General features: G+C 44.1%; 13 protein-coding genes. 7 read left to right on the forward strand and 6 right to left on the reverse strand.

The features are described from left to right. Positions 1–2: 2 nt before the first annotated feature. The 5 genes from gldJ to FKX85_RS03830 all read right to left on the reverse strand — a co-directional run bounded on the left by gldJ (position 3) and on the right by FKX85_RS03830 (position 7,305). Positions 3–1,232, reverse strand: a complete 1,230-nt coding sequence (gene gldJ / locus FKX85_RS03810; RefSeq protein ID WP_141613471.1) for a gliding motility lipoprotein GldJ — start codon at positions 1,230–1,232, stop codon at positions 3–5. A gap of 168 nt (positions 1,233–1,400) precedes the next feature. Further along, complete coding sequence (mfd, locus tag FKX85_RS03815) at positions 1,401–4,751, reverse strand: transcription-repair coupling factor (protein ID WP_141613472.1); 3,351 nt, start codon at positions 4,749–4,751, stop codon at positions 1,401–1,403. Positions 4,752–5,000: 249 nt separating this feature from the next. Next, a complete protein-coding gene (locus tag FKX85_RS03820) occupies positions 5,001–5,663 on the reverse strand; it encodes a class I SAM-dependent methyltransferase (RefSeq protein WP_141613473.1) in 663 nt (220 codons plus the stop codon). Positions 5,664–5,737: 74 nt separating this feature from the next. Beyond that, positions 5,738–5,932 (reverse strand): hypothetical protein, encoded by a 195-nt coding sequence (locus FKX85_RS03825; protein WP_141613474.1) that lies wholly within the window; start codon positions 5,930–5,932, stop codon positions 5,738–5,740. Positions 5,933–5,934: 2 nt separating this feature from the next. After that, the gene (locus FKX85_RS03830; protein WP_141613475.1) at positions 5,935–7,305 is read right to left on the reverse strand and encodes an exopolysaccharide biosynthesis polyprenyl glycosylphosphotransferase; all 1,371 of its coding nucleotides are present in this window, start codon (positions 7,303–7,305) and stop codon (positions 5,935–5,937) included. Positions 7,306–7,890: 585 nt separating this feature from the next. Here FKX85_RS03830 and FKX85_RS03835 point away from each other — a divergent pair. Together FKX85_RS03835 and FKX85_RS03840 are read left to right on the forward strand one after the other, a co-directional pair. Beyond that, positions 7,891–9,318: an MBOAT family O-acyltransferase gene (locus FKX85_RS03835; RefSeq protein ID WP_141613476.1), complete on the forward strand. Its 1,428-nt coding sequence runs from the start codon at positions 7,891–7,893 to the stop codon at positions 9,316–9,318. Positions 9,319–9,324: 6 nt separating this feature from the next. After that, on the forward strand, positions 9,325–10,287 hold the full coding sequence (locus FKX85_RS03840) for a hypothetical protein (RefSeq protein WP_141613477.1): 963 nt from the start codon (positions 9,325–9,327) through the stop codon (positions 10,285–10,287). Between the two features lie 2 nt (positions 10,288–10,289). Here the strand turns inward: FKX85_RS03840 and FKX85_RS03845 are convergent, their stop codons facing one another. Continuing rightward, positions 10,290–11,636, reverse strand: a complete 1,347-nt coding sequence (locus FKX85_RS03845) for a fasciclin domain-containing protein (RefSeq protein ID WP_141613478.1) — start codon at positions 11,634–11,636, stop codon at positions 10,290–10,292. A 125-nt stretch (positions 11,637–11,761) separates the two neighbouring features. Between FKX85_RS03845 and gldB the strand changes: the two genes are divergently transcribed. From gldB to FKX85_RS03870, 5 genes are all read left to right on the forward strand, one after another. After that, the gene (gene gldB, locus FKX85_RS03850; protein WP_141616690.1) at positions 11,762–12,754 is read left to right on the forward strand and encodes a gliding motility lipoprotein GldB; all 993 of its coding nucleotides are present in this window, start codon (positions 11,762–11,764) and stop codon (positions 12,752–12,754) included. Between the two features lie 783 nt (positions 12,755–13,537). Next, entirely contained in the window at positions 13,538–15,160 is a 1,623-nt protein-coding gene (locus FKX85_RS03855) for a glycoside hydrolase family 28 protein (protein WP_141613479.1), read from the forward strand. Then, positions 15,153–16,241, forward strand: a complete 1,089-nt coding sequence (pelA, locus tag FKX85_RS03860; protein ID WP_141613480.1) for a pectate lyase — start codon at positions 15,153–15,155, stop codon at positions 16,239–16,241. The genes FKX85_RS03855 and pelA overlap by 8 nt, the downstream gene beginning before the upstream one ends. A gap of 502 nt (positions 16,242–16,743) precedes the next feature. After that, on the forward strand, positions 16,744–17,316 hold the full coding sequence (locus FKX85_RS03865; RefSeq protein ID WP_141613481.1) for an RNA polymerase sigma factor: 573 nt from the start codon (positions 16,744–16,746) through the stop codon (positions 17,314–17,316). Between the two features lie 148 nt (positions 17,317–17,464). After that, positions 17,465–18,541, forward strand: a complete 1,077-nt coding sequence (locus tag FKX85_RS03870; RefSeq protein WP_141613482.1) for a FecR family protein — start codon at positions 17,465–17,467, stop codon at positions 18,539–18,541. The last annotated feature ends 37 nt before the right edge of the window (positions 18,542–18,578 follow it).

An 18,578-nucleotide genomic window follows, 5' to 3' on the forward strand; every position in this document is an offset into this window, starting at 1 on the left:
TTTTACATATCGTCTGCACCTACAGAGATCATTGCACATCTAAACCCGATATGGTTCGTGGCAGAATCTTGGTGCATAAACCGTCTCGTTCCTGGTGATAGCCAATAAGCAACATCTCTCCAACTGCCACCCTTGTAAACACGATAATTGTCATCTATTAAGGAAGTCCTATAGGCTTCTGCTTCATCGTTAGTACCATCTCTCCTCAGCGGATTGAGGTCTTCAAAGTCCTGATAAGATAGCGGCCTGTAAACATCCTCTACCCATTCGTTCATGTTACCGGACATATTGTATAGCCCAAAATCATTTGGAGGGTATTCGTAAACGTTGGCAGGGATGATGTCGCCATCATTGGTCACACCACCGGCGATACCGGCATAGTCACCACGGCCTCTTTTAAAGTTGGCCAAAAGGTCACCTTGTCGGCCTTTGCGTTTAACGTCGTAGGGGTTTCTGACACCACGTCCATCCCAAGGGTAAATACGTCCATTTTCTTGGTTTTCGTCCAAGTACTGCGTGCCGATCATTGCTTTGGCAGCGTATTCCCATTCGGCTTCGTTCGGCAGCCTGTAGTTTGGCAATACTACTCCTCGCTCGATAAGCAGGTTTTTGCTCATGGTAGAGTCAAGGCCTTCTTTTTCGCGGTAAAGCTCATTCACGTAAGCAGTTCTCCATTTACAATATGCATTGGCTTGCTCCCATGTTACGCCCGCTACAGGATAGAAGTTAAAGCCAGGGTGCCTGAAATAGTAGGTGGAATAAACGTCATTGTAAGAAAGTGCTTCTGTCCAGACGTCTTCTCGAGGTTCCAGTTGTTTTACCGAGTCCGCATTGGAGCGCTTTCTCATGTCAAAGAGAAATTCCTTGTAGTCCAGGTTGGTCACTTCTGTCTCGTCCATGTAGAATGAAGCGATGGTCACGGTTCTTTCGGCATTGTCACGGAAGGCCATGACATCCTGTTCCTGGGTGCCCAGTACTGCACGCCCCCCTTGAATGTACTTCAATTTAGGGCCTTTGGCAGGCTCTTTTAACTTGACTACTGTAAATTGGGTAGTATCTTCCAGATCAAAGTTTAACTCAGCACCTGTGGCTGCACTGACTTTTCCGGGGCTTCCTGCAGTCCTTCGCCCGTAAGTTGGGCCGTTGTTTTTGGAACACGAAGCCAAAAACGTCATTGACAGCATCAAAAACGCCGTAAATATTATGTTTATATTTTTGTTGCTTTTCACCATGTGAAAGTTGGTTTATTCCTCGCCGATTAATACTGCTAATATATAATCAATAATGACATATAACAATATTTTTACTTTACGTTCATTTTATTAAACTAGTATTAAGCACCATAAATGAACACTTCATAGAGCATAACAAATAAGGGAATTGAAAAGATAAAAGCAAATTTAAGCACTCATTTCGCTGAGCCATTGCTTGGCTTTGTCTACGGATTTGATGCCACCAATGGTAAGAATTAAACGATTTTTATGTTCTTTTATTTTACAGAACTTTCCATGACCTTGAATAAAGCTAATGATATTTCCAAAAACATCGGACTTAAAGTAGCTTTCCCGCGTGCTGGGCACGAAGTAGCACTTCATCTGGCCATTCTTAAGCACCAGCTTTTCAAAACCTAGCCTTTCTGCAAACCAGCGTAACCGGACCGTTTCAAAAAGGGCTTCCACTGCCGCTGGTATTGGGCCAAACCGATCCAATACAGAATTGGCAAATTTGGCCAGTTCTTCTTCTGTCTTGATATTGTCCAGTTTGGAATATAAGTTTAGCCGTTCTGAAATATTGGTTACATAGTCCTCAGGAATCAATAGTTCCATGTCCGTTTCGATCACACAGTCCTGAACCAAAACTTTCACTTTTTCCTTCAGGTCTACTTCGAAGAGACTGGCAAATTCATTTTCCTTGAGCTCTTGGACTGCTTCGTCCAGGATTTTGTGGTACATCTCAAATCCCAGATCAGTGATAAAGCCACTTTGCTCGGCTCCCAAAAGATTGCCGGCACCACGGATGTCCAGGTCTCTCATGGCTACTTTAAAGCCATCTCCCAGATCAGAAAACTCCTCAAGGGTCTGAAGCCGTTTACGTGCTTCTGCCGTGAGCCCTGACATGGGGGAAGTGAGAAGGTAACAATAGGCTTTTTTATTGCTCCTGCCTACCCTGCCTCGCATCTGGTGAAGGTCGCTGAGGCCAAACATATGGGCCCTGTTGATGATAATGGTATTGGCATTGGGGATGTCAAGGCCCGACTCGATAATATTGGTCGATACCAGCACGTCAAATTCGCCTTCAATAAATCGGATCATCACTTTTTCCAGTTGTTTACCGTCCATCTGGCCATGGGCTCCGGCCACTTTGGCATCGGGGATCAGGCGCATGATAAGATTGGCGATGGAGTCAATTTCACCTACCCTGTTATGGACAAAAAACACCTGGCCACCGCGCTGCAGTTCTCTGGAAACTGCGTCTCGGATAACTTCTTCCTCAAAAGTGTGGATTTCAGTGGTCACGGGCTGCCTGTTGGGTGGAGGCGTGGCGATCACCGAAAGGTCACGGGCTCCCATTAGGGAAAAGTGCAAGGTCCTGGGGATGGGTGTTGCTGTCAAGGTGAGCACATCCACGTTGACACGGAGTTCTTTTAGTTGGTCTTTTACCTTTACACCAAATTTCTGTTCCTCATCGATAATGAGCAGCCCCAGGTCTTTAAACTGAATGTCTTTGTTGACGATGCGGTGTGTGCCTACGAGAATATCGATTTCCCCTGAAGTTACCTGTTTGGTAATTTCCTTGACTTGCTTGGTACTGCGAAAACGGTTAATATAATCCACCTTAACGGGAAATCCTTCCAGTCGTTCCTTGAATGTACGGTAATGCTGCATGGCCAGAATGGTGGTAGGCACCAATACCGCCACTTGTTTGCGGTCATTGATAGCTTTAAAGGCAGCCCGGATGGCTACTTCTGTCTTTCCGAACCCCACGTCCCCACATACCAGTCTGTCCATCGGGTAAGGTTTTTCCATATCGGTCTTTACATCGCCAGTAGCCACTGCCTGATCAGGGGTGTCTTCAAAGATAAATGAACTCTCGAGCTCCACTTGGAGCACACTGTCCTGAGCATATTGGTGACCTGGAGCAGTTCTCCGTTTGGCGTAGAGATCAATGAGATCTTTGGCGATATCCTTGACCTTTCGCTTTACTTTTTTCTTTTTATTTTCCCATTCTGGAGAGCCCAGCTTGGACATGGTGGGAAGGGTTCCTTCCTGGCCGGAGTATTTTGATATCTTGTGTAGGGAATGAATGTTCACATAAAGGAGATCATCATCCCGAAATATCAGCCGCACGGCTTCTTGGAAATTGCCGTTGACTTCGACTTTTTCCAGCCCGGCAAAACGGCCCACACCGTAATCCACGTGAACCACATAATCCCCTGCCTGTAGGGTCTTGAGTTCCTTAAGGGTAAGCGCTTTGGTCTTGCTGGCTTTTTTGTTGCTTTTATACCGATGATAACGCTCAAAAATCTGGTGATCGGTATAACACGCGATCATGACAGAATGATCCACAAAACCCTCTCTGATGCTTACAGGCAAAGATTGGACTTTCAGGGTAGGATCCAGTTCCTGAAAGATGTTCTGTAACCGCTCCACCTGCTTTTCGCTCTCTGAACAGATAATGTTCAGTAAACCCTTGCGCTCATTGTCCACCAGGTTTTCGACCAAAAGGTCAAAATTCTTATTGAAAGATGGCTGGGGCTTAATGTCAAAATCAAAAGTTTTGGATGGTGGCAGGTGAAACTGATTGCCAAATTCAATTTTGGTCAAGAGGTCAAGAGACTGCAAGAATGCCGCCCCATCATCAAAAAGATTTTCTGGCTTGAGCACCAGGCTCTTGCTTCCGGTTTGGTCGACGATCTTTTCAAATTGCTGGCTGGCCTTTTCGAAGGCATTGTCCAGCATGTCCATGGTGAACTGGAGGTCTTTGATCCATACACAGGTTTCTTTGGGCATGAAGTCCGTGAAGGATTGCCGCACCTCCTGCATCAGCTTGGTCTGTACATTGGGGATGATGCTGATGTGGTCGAGCTCTTCCTTGGATAGCTGGCTTTCAGTGTCAAAAGTCCTGATACTCTCTATTTCTTTCCCAAAGAGCTCTATACGGTAAGGAGATTCATTGGCAAAGGAGAATACATCGATGATGCCGCCGCGTATGGCAAATTGGCCTGGCTCATATACAAAATCCGTTTTATCAAAGTCATAAGTGCTAAGTAGCTCGGCGATAAACCCAATGTCCACTTTCTCGCCCACCTTTGCGACGAAAGTGTTTTCTTGGAGAGACTTTTTGTTAATGACTTTTTCGTAAAGCGCCTCGGGATAGGACACGATAATCTCCATGTCATTATCCTTGGTGAGTACTTTGTTCAGGATTTCTGCACGCATCAGCACATTGGCATTGTCCACCTCTTCGTGCTGATAGGGACGCTTATAGGAAGAGGGAAATACCTGTGGTTCCACTTTATCCAACAGACTACTGAGGTCACTTGCCAGGTAGGCCGCTTCTTCCTTGTCATGTGCGATGATCAGGTGGCTGCTACGGCGGAGGTTTATAAATGCAGCCAACAGAACCATGTCCATACTGCCTGAAATGCCCTTAAAAGCAAAGTTGCTACCGGCAGATGACTCAATGGCCTTTGCCACGGTTTTGATATAGGAATCTTGCTCGTATAGGGTGAGAAACGCTTTCTTTTCCAAAATAAATAGTTCTTGTTTAAGAAGATAATCCGGACATTGACTTTCAAGTTGCAAGTTATAAAAAAGCTGTAGATTCTGGCGCACAAAAGGAGCCATCCTGGAAAATGTCTAAAGGATACTCGGTGGACATGTAAAGCGTCACTTCAACAAGCCTGGTCAAGAAAGCTGAAAAATTTCAACCCACCAGTGGGCGGTTTACTGAAAGAGTAAAATTGTGCTTGCTGCTGCAACCACAAACCATCAGAAAAGTCAGTATTTGGAAAAATAGAAGCAAGCCTGATCGCCATCCTTTTGTTCATTAAGGGACCGGGCTTGATTTTCAAAATCATTGATTTCCTGCTTTAAAAAATGAGATGCATTATCTGCTTCATGAAAGGGGATGTTACGTTGGTACAATTCGCTTCCTGTAAATTGAAATGCGGTACTGTCATAGATAACCTTGTCCAGTTTAAGCCCAGCACTTTCTGCGAGGTTTAGAATGGAAGCTTCACTATGGATAAAAAGATGTCTTGGAGCGTCCAATTGTACCCAGTCTGTACCGTATTTTCTCCAAGCGGCTTTTTGGGCCACAGGAATTCTGATGAGTAGCTTTCCATTTGGATTTAACAGCTGGACAGTTTTTTTGATAGTGGCGGCAGGATGGTCCATATGCTCAAAAGAGTGATGCATCATGATACAATCAAATTTCCCTTCCAACTCAAACACTGATTTTTTAACCAGGTGGATATGGGAGTTTATCTGAATTGATTTTTCCATGAAAGGATCTGCTCCTGTGAAGTGAGAGTATCCACACGCATAAAACTCATACAACAATTGGCCGTTTCCACAGCCCAGATCAAGGATCTTACTTTCCAGGGGAAGGGCCAGGTTTTTCAACCAATCACCATAGTGGTAATGTTTGAAAATATTCATTTTAGTGACACGAAACAGCGAATACCTCAGTCTTTTTATGCATCGTACAGGCCAGCTGGAAAGGTTTATCTTCCCTAATGAATAATAGTCACTTGGGTAATGGCGGCAAGATTATCAGGTATCGTAAAATTCTGTATGGAATGGCACTTTCCACATTCCAAGTAACTAAACTTGTCACGAGTGCCAAACATCATTTCCCGGACTTCATGGACCTTGTTCCCCCCATTATTTCCACACAGTTTGCAGGCAGCAGCAGTAGAAGCTTCCATGCTTAATATACGTTTTCCCGGTTCAGTCCCATTTCACGGATGGTTCTGAAAACAATCCTTAAGTCCATCCACATGGTCCAGTTTTGGATATAAAAATAATCCAGGCGCACTCTTGATCGGATTTGGTAGGGTTTAATGATTTCGCCACGATAGCCTTTTACCTGAGCCAGTCCAGTGATGCCAGGTTTGATCTTATGGCGGGCATTGTATTTTTCGATTTGGGTCTTGAATGTCTCGTTCATGGGGACCGTATGCGGACGAGGGCCTACGATGGACATGTCACCGATCAGAACGTTTAAAAACTGAGGCATTTCGTCCAAAGACGAGCTACGAAGAAATCTTCCTATGCGTGTAACCCTCGGGTCGTTTTTGGTAGCCTGGTGAGTGTCGGCATAATCGTTTGGTGTCATGGACCGGAACTTAAGGCATTTAAAAATGCGGTTGTTTTCTCCGTTTCTCAACTGAATGAAGAAGATGGGACCCTGTGATTCCAGTCTGATCAGGAAGCCTACGAGCGGGATCATCCAGCTCAATATAAAGACTGTCACCACCAAAGAAAATAAAATGTCGAAAACCCGCTTGCCCACCCTGTTAAAGGCATTGTCAAGCGGTATGGCGTTTACATTGATGACGAAGAAGTCCCCATACTTGGAGAATGATAGTTTTTTCTCCAACTGCAGACTCCCGCCCGGGATCACTTTGACTTTAATATAATGTTCGTCAGCATAACGGACAATTTTCTTGATAGTAGGTAGATCAAGGCGCTCGTTGATATAGATCAGGTCAAGCTCCATGTTCCTTACTTCAGCAAAAAAATCATCTAAATTTCCACGTGTCTCCACACATGAACTCATTTCGTCATAATAGCCCAGGAAGTTAATCCCAAAATCCCTTCTGGTCTGGAAGACTTTTGCCAGTTTATAGCTTGTCCCTCCCTTTCCTATGATGACCGCATTCCTGTAATTTCCGCCACGTGATCGATACTGCTTAAGTGCGATATGTGTCCCCACCCTGTACAGACTTAGCAACAGTGTCATGGACGCCGCATCGACCAATAGGAACAATCTACTTAAGTGGTAGGCCTGAAAAGCTATCCAAAGCACAGAAACGATGGAGAAAAACCATAAAATGGTTCCAAAGAGCTTCTGAAGGGTAAAGAAATAATCTGTCGTTCGCCCTACTTTATAATCTTTTCTAAATGCAGCCAATATTCCCCAAATAAGTAAATACAGCCCGTATAAAAGCGGATTCATGTTATTGATAACAACTATTTTACTGACAACCCAATTCGTCAGAAGTAGGGAAAGTGCTATTACCAAAACATCACCAAGGAGAAATAACCAAGGAAAGTATTTGTAAAACCGTCTCGCCATAAAAATTTTTTACTTCACTAAAATTTTGCAACGCTACAGCAATTTAAATACCATTTTCTTTTCGTTGTAAAAAATTGCCAATGCTCTCTTAAAATAGTAGTTATTCATTTTTATAATTGTGAGGTAAAATTATGAAAATTTATTTTGTAATCAGCATTAAATATCTGTTAATCTAAGTTTTTGAGGAGCAAATTCAAGCTGACACATGATAAAATGCCATTAAACTGAAATATTTTGTGGTTGAATTTATCAAAAAGGTATCAGGATGCTAAAAACCGAGCTTCTCCTGTTCATTCATTTGGGAAATTTTGCAGCTAGCAACGATCAAAGTCCTTTCACGTTCAGTTTTTCGGTCATCAAAACCGCCTTTTCAGCAAGAAACAAAACGTTCATATCTACACATTTGTTTTTTACATACGTAAATTTGCTTTTAAGATTATAGTTTCTTTCTTTTACAAAACCAATTGCAGGTACTGTAACACGTCAATCGCCTTTCAGGAAAGGTATTTTATAGAAGGGGCGCTGACGAAGCAAGTGAAAATTAAAAAATGAATGTACTTAATGGCCTTATGTTAGGTTTTTCTTATGCTGACCACGTCATTAGAGTTTGCCATATTCTTGCCCATTGTATTTTTTCTGTATTGGTTTGTTTTTAAAAACAAGCTAAGGTTACAGAATGCCTTGATTTTGGTGGCCAGCTACGTATTCTATGGCTGGTGGGATTGGCGTTTTTTGATACTTATCGCTATCAGTAGTTTTGTGGATTTTTTGGTCGGCCTTGCACTGAATAACACTCCCGAAAAACAAAAACGAACCATGCTCCTGGGCATCAGCTTGCTAGTAAACTTAGGAATGTTGGGCTTTTTCAAGTATTACAATTTTTTCCTTGACAGTTTTGTAGGGGCTTTTACGCTCTTTGGCTATAACATGTCGCCCGAGCGGCTCAATATTATATTGCCTGTCGGTATCAGCTTTTACACCTTGCAGACCCTCAGTTATACCATTGATGTATACGATCGCAAACTAAAGGGAACAAAGGATTTCTTTGCTTTTTTTGCCTATGTGAGCTTTTTCCCCCAACTGGTAGCGGGTCCTATCGAGCGGGCCACACACCTCCTGCCCCAGTTTCAGCGTAAGCGGGAGTTTGATTACACAAGTGCTGGAGACGGTATGCGCCAAATATTGTGGGGGCTTTTTAAAAAGATCGTGGTGGCGGATAATCTGGCAGTGTACACCTATACGATTTCCATGAATTATCAGGATCATAGCGCGAGTACTCTGGCGTTATGCCTGCTCATGTTTTCATTTCAATTTTACTGTGATTTTTCCGGATATTCCGACATTGCAATTGGTACAGGAAGGCTTTTTGGATTTCGGCTGATGAAGAATTTCGACTATCCTATTTTTGCAAGGAACGTAGCTGAATTTTGGCAAAAATGGCACATTTCACTGTTTACCTGGTTTAGGGATTATATCATTCTACGCCTGAAGAGGTTTAGAAAATGGCAGGTGGCAAGAAATGTTTTGGTGATTTTTTTGATAACAGGGCTTTGGCATGGTGCTGCGTGGACTTATGTGACCTGGGGGCTGCTTCATGCCCTGGTTTTTATGCAATATATCGCGTGGAAACGGGAGAAGTTTCGGACCCCCGTGGCTGCAGGAAAGCTATTGCCCAGCTTAAACGAGCTATGGATGATGTGTCGTACTACCTTGCTGTTTACGCTCTTGGGACTTTTCTTTTTTATCCAGCCTGTTTCCAAATGCCTTGATTATCTCGTGTCGATGGTAGATGTTTCCATTGTCAGCATACCATTGCTGCCTGAAAACAAGGCCTTGGCAGGCATTGCCTTATTGATAGTAATTGAGTGGCTTCAGCGGGAAAAAGAACATGGGCTGGAAATTTCCGGAAGGTATTTACCGAAATTTGTGCGATGGGGTGTTTATTATGGTTTATTGTTCGCCATATTTTATTATGGAGGTAAGCCACAGGATTTTCTATACTTTCAATTTTAGTTCGCAATGAGGAAATTTCTGATCAATATCGCTGCATATGTTTTCCCATTGGCCTTGGTATTTATTCCCATGGAAATGTACCTTAGGGACAACATTTACCAAGCCAAAAGCGATTACCTGGAAAACCACATGGAGGAGATCGAGGCACTTATTTTAGGCCCTTCCTATTCTTGGCGGGCCATAAATCCTGTGAGCATGGAAATCCCGACTGTCTCATTGGCCCACGAGGCCAGTGCCATTAATACCAATTTGATGCTTTTTGATAAGTTTTCACCTCAATTGCCAAGACTGAAATATGTCCTTTTTGATCTCTCATTAGGGTATATGGAAAATGATAACGACGACCGATGGGAAAGCAACCACCTGTTTAATATCTACTATGATATCCAAAATTACGAGCCTGATGTGAAAAACAATTTTCTGCTTACGGCTAATTTCCGTTTTTACGTTAAGCTTTTTTGTGCCTACATGAAGGACAAAAAAAATGTAGAACGGTTTAATGAAAGTGGTTTTATCTATGAAGTTTCCGATTATAATAATCTGTTTGGCGAATATGAATATGATACTGCTAGGCTGAGAGCCTCGGGTGAACTTTTTAAGCGACTGTCATTCCAAAACTCCATTCACGACGAATGCTACTTTAAGAATGAAAAGCTGTTAGTGGATATGGTGGAAAAATGTAAGGTTAGGGGAATCCAAGTGGTGTTCATTGCTCCTCCAAAATTTTGTCTGAACAATAATGCGGCCACTCCCGAAGTCATAGAGCGAAGGGATCGATTTTTAACTACCTATGTGGATGATGATCAAGTCGTCTTCTGGAACTATGAGCATGTCCTTGAGGATAACCCCCATTACTTTCTGGACAACACCCACCTCAATCCTCAGGGAGCAGAAATATTTACAGAGATTCTGAACAAGCGCCTCAGCGGACTTCACCTCAGCAGACGGCAAGCCCAAGATACCAATTAGCACTAGGAAGGCTGTTCGAAAACAGCTTGAACACCATGAATGACGCCATTTGTACCTATTTTATTGATATAGTTGGTATCAAGACTAGCTCCATTAACGGATCCTGCTTCACTGTCTATTTCTAATGGAGCAGCATTTAGCCAAGTAGAAAGTAGTTGCCCATCTTGAAAATCTTGAGTGAAATACCTACCAACAGCAATATGGTATAGTAGCGTTTCCCGGAGCAGTGTTTCATCCACCTCATAATATCCGGCCACTCCAAGTTTTTCGTACCAATCTTTGAAGGCCTCGTTATCTGGGGCAAATATCGTCAAGGGCACATTCTCTTCCAGAGCACTTAATAATTGGGCATAGATCAGGGCCGCCTTGAACTCGGCATAACCATTTCCCTGGGTGCTTTCCGAAACGACTGTAGCAAGTGATTGATCCGGTGCTGTGATGACATGGTCCAAACCATGGATAAGTCCATTACCTCCTTGGATGTCCTTTTCTTGGAGGGAGCCGTTTCCATTAAGCCAAATTTCTCCTTCCTGATTACTGATATAAAGCGTGTCGCCTGTGAGGCTGATACGCGGCCCTGCTGCCAGCTGTGCACTGTCCAAGGATTCATCCAAAACAAAATACCTCATAAAATCCTCCAGCCTGGAAAAGCCAAGCCAATCCTCTTCAGAAATCTCATTGGCCTGAAAGTACATTTCAAACGCCTCATCAGTGGGAGCGAATAAAGTGAAATGCTGTTCTCTATCCTCCAAAAATTGATCCAGCCCTGACTGTAAAAGGCCTTTTACGAAAATATTGAATCCTCGATTTTGAGCCATGAAGGTGACATTCAATGCTTGGGGTTCCAAGAGCCCTTCGAGGATGTGGACCACACCATTTTTCAGGTCAATATCACCGGAAAGCATCTTGGTTTCGCCATTAATATCGATCTCATTTTCATTTTTATTGACCAGCCAGTAATAACCTGGCAATAGACTTTCCTGCACCGTTCCTATAAGCTGGTCACTGCTGAGCGCCCCAGGCACAATGTGGTAATCCAGTAACCGCTGCCATTCATCGGCAGAAAGATCATTTACCGATTCGATATTTTCTTCTGAAAGGGCCTTGTCACTTGGCAGGAGCATGGTATAAGGGCCATTTTGGTCAAGACTATCTTTCCAGGTAGTCAGCTCGACGGCATCTGCAATCACACTGAAATTGGGGTCTTGCGAAACGAAGACACCTATGCTGAGCGCGTTGAAGTCTGGAGAAGGCTCATCATCACCACAGGCTCCCACTGAGAGAACGGTGCATGCTGCCAGTAAAAAGCGAATGCTTGATAGTAATGGGGAAAAAGCTCCTTTTGCCATGAAAATTTATTTACCTTTTCTTTTGGAGAACCGCAAAAGCCATGCTTAAGTTTACACTAAGATGCTACGGGGCAAGGCCTTTTATGCAGCGAATAGTTTACTTTACTTTTGCAAAAGTACATCAGATGAACAGAAATTCGGGAATATTCCTTCTAATTTTAGCATTATTCTTTGCCTGTAAGCAGGAGCAAGAAGACTGTACGATTTCCGAAAAAGTGGGCGATATTCCATTGGATCTTACGATAAAGCGCTTGGAGCAGCCGCTATTCGAAGCCAAAAGCGAAGAGGATATTGCTTATTTTTTGGAGGAACATCCTTATTTTTCTGAAATGTACCTGAGAGATGAACTGTATCCCAGCAAGGAACATTTGGTTTCCACGTTGTATGGCATTCCCAAGGATACCTTGATGCAAGAGCTCTATCAGGAGGTCAATGCCAACTTTCCTTCTATCGACAAGCTGCAAACAGATTTGCTCCATGCATTTAAACATATAAAATACTACTATCCCGATTTTGAAGTACCAAAGGTGTATACTTTCGTCAGTGGATTTACTACGGACCTGTACATGGATAATGACATGATCGTCATTGGGCTGGATTACTTTCTACCTTCTGATCACCGTTTTCAGCCACCAGATCTTCCCAAGTACATGACGGACCGTTATAACAAGGATCATTTGGTGCCGATGATCGTTACTGCCATTTCCTCGCGGTACAACAAGTCGGATTTAGAAGATAATTCACTCCTTGCCGAAATGATTTTCTATGGAAAGGCCTACCATTTCACCCAGGCCATGCTTCCCTGTACACCAGAAGAGCAGATCATCGGCTATACACCAGAAGAGCTTGCGGCATGTTATGCCAATGAGGACTTTATCTGGACGCAGCTGATCGAGCAAGAAGCAATTTATGAAACCAACCCCTTTGAGGTGCGGAAGTATACCGGTGAAGCACCTTTTACCGATGCGATCAGCCCCGATGCTCCTGGAAGAGTAGGGAGATGGGTTGGCTGGAACATCGTGGATGCCTATGCTGAGAAAAAGAACATTGATCTGGTCCATTTGATGGATGAAAAAAACACACAGAAAATTTTCATGAATTCTGCTTATAAGCCTTAAAGGGGATGTGGCTTAAGGTTGCAATGTTTTAAGTTTTCAAGGTTGGAAATAAGTGGGTGGCAGAATGGAGTGCAGTCCACGGTCTACTGGATGCATTTACCCTCTGACATCCTTAAAGAGTAACCGATTACGGAGGGCTGGTCCTTCCCCTCTCAGGGGATCGAGGGGTGTGCGGTAGGATGTGGTTTAAGGTTGCAATGTTTTAAGTTTTTAAGGTTGGAAATAAGTGGGTGGCAGAATGGAGTGCAGTCCTCGGTCTACTGGATGCATTTACCCTCTGACATCCTTAAAGAGTAACCGATTACGGAGGGCTGGTCCTTCCCCTCTCAGGGGATCGAGGGGTGTGCGGTAGGATGTGGCTTAAGGTTGCAATGTTTTAAGTTTTCAAGGTTGGAAATAAGTGGGTGGCAGAATGGAGTGCAGTCCACGGTCTACTGGATGCATTTACCCTCTGACATCCTTAAAGAGTAACCGATTACGGAGGGCTGGTCCTTCCCCTCTCAGGGGATCGAGGGGTGTGCGGTAGGATGTGGCTTAAGGTTGCAATGTTTTAGGTTTTTAAGGTTGGAAATAAGTGGGTGGCTGTTGACAGTCGTCTGTGGACTCAATATTATTCCATAACATGGCCGATCTTGCGACTTCGCAAGAGAACTAATACCGGCATTGAAGATGACAAATAGGGATTCCATCGGCCACTACTGCTTCAGGATACGGCAGGATGGCAGGCCAAGGCAAAATGCCTAATTTGAAGGATCATAGGACACCCGAAACTCAAAATTGACCATGAAACCGATCCTAAAAGAAACTGCTTTTTTGCTATTATTGCCCATTCTGCTGGCCGCCTGCTCAGGAGAGGCCACGAAGGAATCACCTACCTATTTTCCCCTGGACAGCCTCATGACCAGGGACCAGGTAGGGGCGTCCAACTTACCAGAAGAAATAGCACCCGTGGAGGCTCCATTTGCCATGCCAGAATTCAAAAAACCTGTTTTCCCGGATTTGACGATCAATATCCAAGAGCACGGTGCCGAAGAAGGAAAATTGGCAACAAGTATTATCCAGGGAGCCATTGATGAGGCCAGTGCCCAGGGCGGTGGCATGGTGGTGGTGCCAGCCGGAAAGTGGAAGACTGGTCGGATCAGCCTAAAGAGTAATGTCAATTTCCATCTTCAAGAAGGCGCTGAGCTTTACTTTAGTGGCCAGTTGGAAGATTATAGACCTGCAGTCTTTACCCGGCATGAAGGAGTGGAAGTGATGTCACTGGGTGCTTGCATCTATGCATATCAGCAAGAGAACATTGCCATTACCGGAAAAGGCACTTTGTACGGACCGGAAGAAGGCCCCGTGAAGGAACAAATGATGACCGAGGATGTTACCGAGAAATTTGTGCCCATCGAAAAACCTGTGGAAGAGCGGGTGTACGAAGGCTACAATGGAGAGTCCATTTTCTTGCCCATGTTCATTTCCCCTACTGATTGTAAGAACGTTTATATCGAAGGCGTGACCCTGGAACGCACGGCATTTTGGAACATCGTACCCGTGTACTGTGATGGCGTGATCATCCGTGGGGTGACGGTCAACTCGGTGGGAATTCCCCGTGGTGATGGCATAGACATTGAGTCTTCCAGAAATGTCCTGATCGAATACTCCACACTAAACAATGGCGATGATTGTTTTACGATGAAAGCTGGACGAGGCAAGGACGGTATACGGGTAAATAAACCAACCGAGAATGTAGTAGTCCGCTATTGCTTGGCAAAAGAAGGGCATGGTGGCATTACCATTGGCAGTGAGACAGCAGGAAAAATCAACAACCTCTATATACACGACTGTGTATTTGACAACACAGGTGTAGGCATCCGCTTCAAAACCCGTCGTCCCAGAGGTGGTGGAGGGCAAAATCTCTACTACGAAAGGCTGAGGATGAACCTTCGCCAGACGGCATTCCGCTGGGATATGCTTGGACAGGAGCTGTATGTAGGGGATCTGGCCAAAAGAAAGCCACTCCGGGAAGTCAATGAGCTTACACCAAAGTTTAAGGATATCACCATCAAGGACATCTTAGTGGAAACAGCATCTACGTTTGTCAATATTAATGGGATTCCTGAATCGCCATTGGAAAATCTACATATGGAAAATGTGGTGGTCAAAGACAGCAAGAAATTTTTCAATGCTGATGATGCCAAGAATTTGACCTTTAAGCATGTGGAAGTGACCAGTCAGGATTCGTTGATGAAGTTTTTGGACACCAGGAATGTAGTGTTTGAGGATGCTGTATTTCATGTGCCTGGAGGAAAGGTTTTTACCCAGATGAAAGGAGACTTGACCGATAGCATTCGTTATATAAACACCCAACCACAGCAACCGGAAAATTGGGAAACATCAACTTATGTGAAAAATGAGTAGTTTATCGAAACGCATCGTAGTCGCTGCTGTCCAATTTTTGGCCATTTCCACCTTGGCCATGGCCCAAAGCGAAAAAACCCTCTCCTGGAGTGCCGCCCAAAGGCAAGATCAGGCGTGGTACAGCAGTGATGAGGCCAAGAGAATTGCAGACAATGTATTGGTTTACCAACATGAAAATGGCGGCTGGTATAAAAATATCGACATGGCTGAGCCACTCAGCAAAAATGGGCAGAAACAGCTTCTAAAAGAAAAAAACGACCCCAAGGGAACCACCATTGACAATGGTGCCACCATTTCCCAGCTGGAATATTTGGGAAAGGTCTATCACACTACGCAGGAAGAAAAGTACAAAGCAGCTTTTCTAAAAGGCATCGACTACCTGCTCGAAGCCCAGTATGAAAATGGTGGATGGCCGCAGTATTACCCTATCCGCAAAGGATACTATCAGCACATTACCTATAATGACAATGCCATGATCGGGGTGATGCGGCTGCTCCGCGAGGTGGCGGAGGAAAATTCGTCTTATGACCTTGTGGATGCCAAAAGGAGGGCTGCTTCTAGAGAAGCGATTGACAGAGGGCTTGAAACGATCCTGAAAACCCAAGTGAAAATCAACGGAAAACTCACCATCTGGTGTGCCCAGCATGATAAAAACACGCTGGAGCCAGTGAATGCAAGAGCTTTTGAGCTGGCCAGCCTCAGTGGGGCCGAGAGTGTAAATATCGTACGATACCTCATGCAGTTGCCAAATCCAGGTTCCGCCGTCATCAATGCGGTAGAAAATGCCGTAGCCTGGTTTGAGGGGCATAAGGTCGAAGGTAAGGAAATCAAAAAGGTAAAAGATGCCAGCTTGGCAAAAGGATATGACCTCGTCGTGGTGGATCAGCCGGAAGCATCACCGCTTTGGGCACGGTTTTATGACCTGAAAACACAGCAGCCGATTTTTGTTGGCCGTGATGGCATAAAAAGAGCTGAGCTCAAGGACATCGAATATGAGCGGCGCGTAGGTTATAGCTATTTGGGAAATTATGCAGGACGCTTGCTTGAGAAGGAATACCCTCGGTGGAAGGCAGGGCTGTAAGATTGTAGTCTAGGTATCTGGGAGTTTCTTTGATATAAAACCCACCTATATCAGATTGAAAGAATAGAATAGTGGAAAATCTGATCAACCAACGGTACCTTTCCCCCTGAGTTGAATCTGTGTGCAATCAAAACCGACCTCGGTTCTAACTGATGTTTAGACAGGCACGCCCTTATCCCCTAACTTTCCCCCTCTATCCAACTTTCATGAGGAATATTTAGACAATTGTAGGGATTATAAATTCCTAACAGTCAATTTTTTAAAACATTATTAAGCTGAAGTAACCTTCAAATTTTATGATTTCTGGAAAAAATTGCATTTAAGTGGATGCATGCTTATAGCAGCAGGTAAGTACAGGGAGGTTTTTTATTGGAGGAAAATAACTTTGTATAAGCTACAAAAACCCAATGAACTGTAGTTCTTTCAATTAGAAGTCTTGCCGCTTGATCTGAAGTGTAGGATGGGGTCAGAAGAGACCATGCTGTAACAAAACCCAGAAGCAATGAATTATGAAGGACTAAATGATACGCAAATATGGAAGCTGATTTCGGCGGATGACAGGAAGGCTTTTGGCTATTCATTTAAATTGTACGCCAAAGCCCTCTTCAGGTATGGTCAGAAATTCACCAGTGCCCGCCAAGTGGTGGAAGATGCCATCCAGGATGTCTTTTTGGACCTTTGGAACAAGCGCAAAACCACGAATATCGACCAGTCCATCAAGTTCTATCTATTTACGGCATTCAGAAGGGAAATCATCAGGAAGCTGTCTCGGCTGAGGATGCAGGAGCCCATGGACTATTTTACACCCGAACACCTATTGGAGGCTTCTTACATGGAAGGGCTTATTGTGCAGCAGGGGAAAAATGAATCCAACCAGAAGTTGTACAAGGCCATCAGAAACTTGTCAGAGCGACAGCGAGAGGCGGTTTATCTCCGCTATTTTGCCAATTTGACGTATAAGGAAATATCAGGAATGATGGGGATTAGTGTAGAAGCGCTGTATAACCTGATCTTTAAATCCATCAAAGTGCTCAAGGCTTCCCTGCGGGAAAGCGTACAGTATCAGACAAAATAGTTTTTTTTAATAGATATGCTGTTTGAGCAACATGATTCTTAACAATTGACTGAAAATTTTAAGTTTTATGCAAATATCAAATTTTTCTTACAAAATAATGATGAGAATTTAACGATATACTCCCCTTATGATTAAAGGGCAATAGATTTTGAACAAATCATTTCGACATATAGAAGATTTTCTCGAGGACGAGACTTTCCGCACCTGGGTACTCAGCAAAGGAAATATGAGGAGTTTGTTCTGGGAGAATTGGCTGAAAGACCATCCCGGCCGATCGGCGATCTTGTATGAAGCAAAGGAAATCTTGCTTGCTTTGGAAGAGGAGAATGTAGAGGAAGAAGTCTGGAATGAAGCCGATCAAACGAGGCTTCTGAACACGATCAATACGGCTATTGATTTACCCGACCGGCAGCCTGAAAAAGGTAAAGTCAGAGAGCACTATTCCACCAAGAGCAATCAATTTATTTGGTTGAAAGTGTCGATGATTTTATTGGTAATGGTGGTGAGTGCTGTTATTCTCAGCAATCTTGGGGTATTCCGCGAGCCTTTACCAGCAAACAAGGAGGAGCTTGGTTGGATTACACGAGAGGCTCTTCCTGGAGAGAAGAAGAAGGTATCTCTCCCCGACGGAAGTAGTGTGGTTTTGAATTCGGGGAGTATGCTTCGGTATAGAGCGGACTTTGGAACTATCCACCGGAATATCACCCTCCATGGGGAATCCTATTTTGAGGTGGCTAAAGATTCGTTGCTGCCTTTTAAGGTCTACAGTGGTGAGCTGATGACCGAAGCGGTGGGCACGGCATTTAATATTACCGCCTTCGACGGGGAACCCACAGCAGTGAAATTAATAAAAGGGAAAGTAAAGGTAGAGCTGCAGCCAAAGAACACTACAGAAGTTGACCGAATTTACCTGGATCCAGGGGAGCAGGCCCTGGCATCAGCGGAGGCCTTTTCCAAAGGCACGTTTGATCTGCGCACGGCACTGCTCTGGACAGAAGGGACATTGTATTTTGATGACCAGCCATTGTCCAAGGTCATAAAGGCACTGGAAAGATGGTATGGTGTAACGATAAAAACGGAAGGGCAAAAGCCTTCCGCGCTACGGGTCTCGGGGGAGTTTCACCGGGATAATCTGGAAAATGTTCTTCAGAGCATTTCTTACTCGTTTGATTTTGATTTTAACATTGATCACAAACAGGTTTCAATACATTTTAATAAGCATTAGTCAGTATGATAACATAACCCAAAACAACAATTTATCC

Source organism: Echinicola soli (assembly GCF_006575665.1).
In the GTDB taxonomy this organism is placed as follows: Bacteria; Bacteroidota; Bacteroidia; order Cytophagales; family Cyclobacteriaceae; genus Echinicola; species Echinicola soli.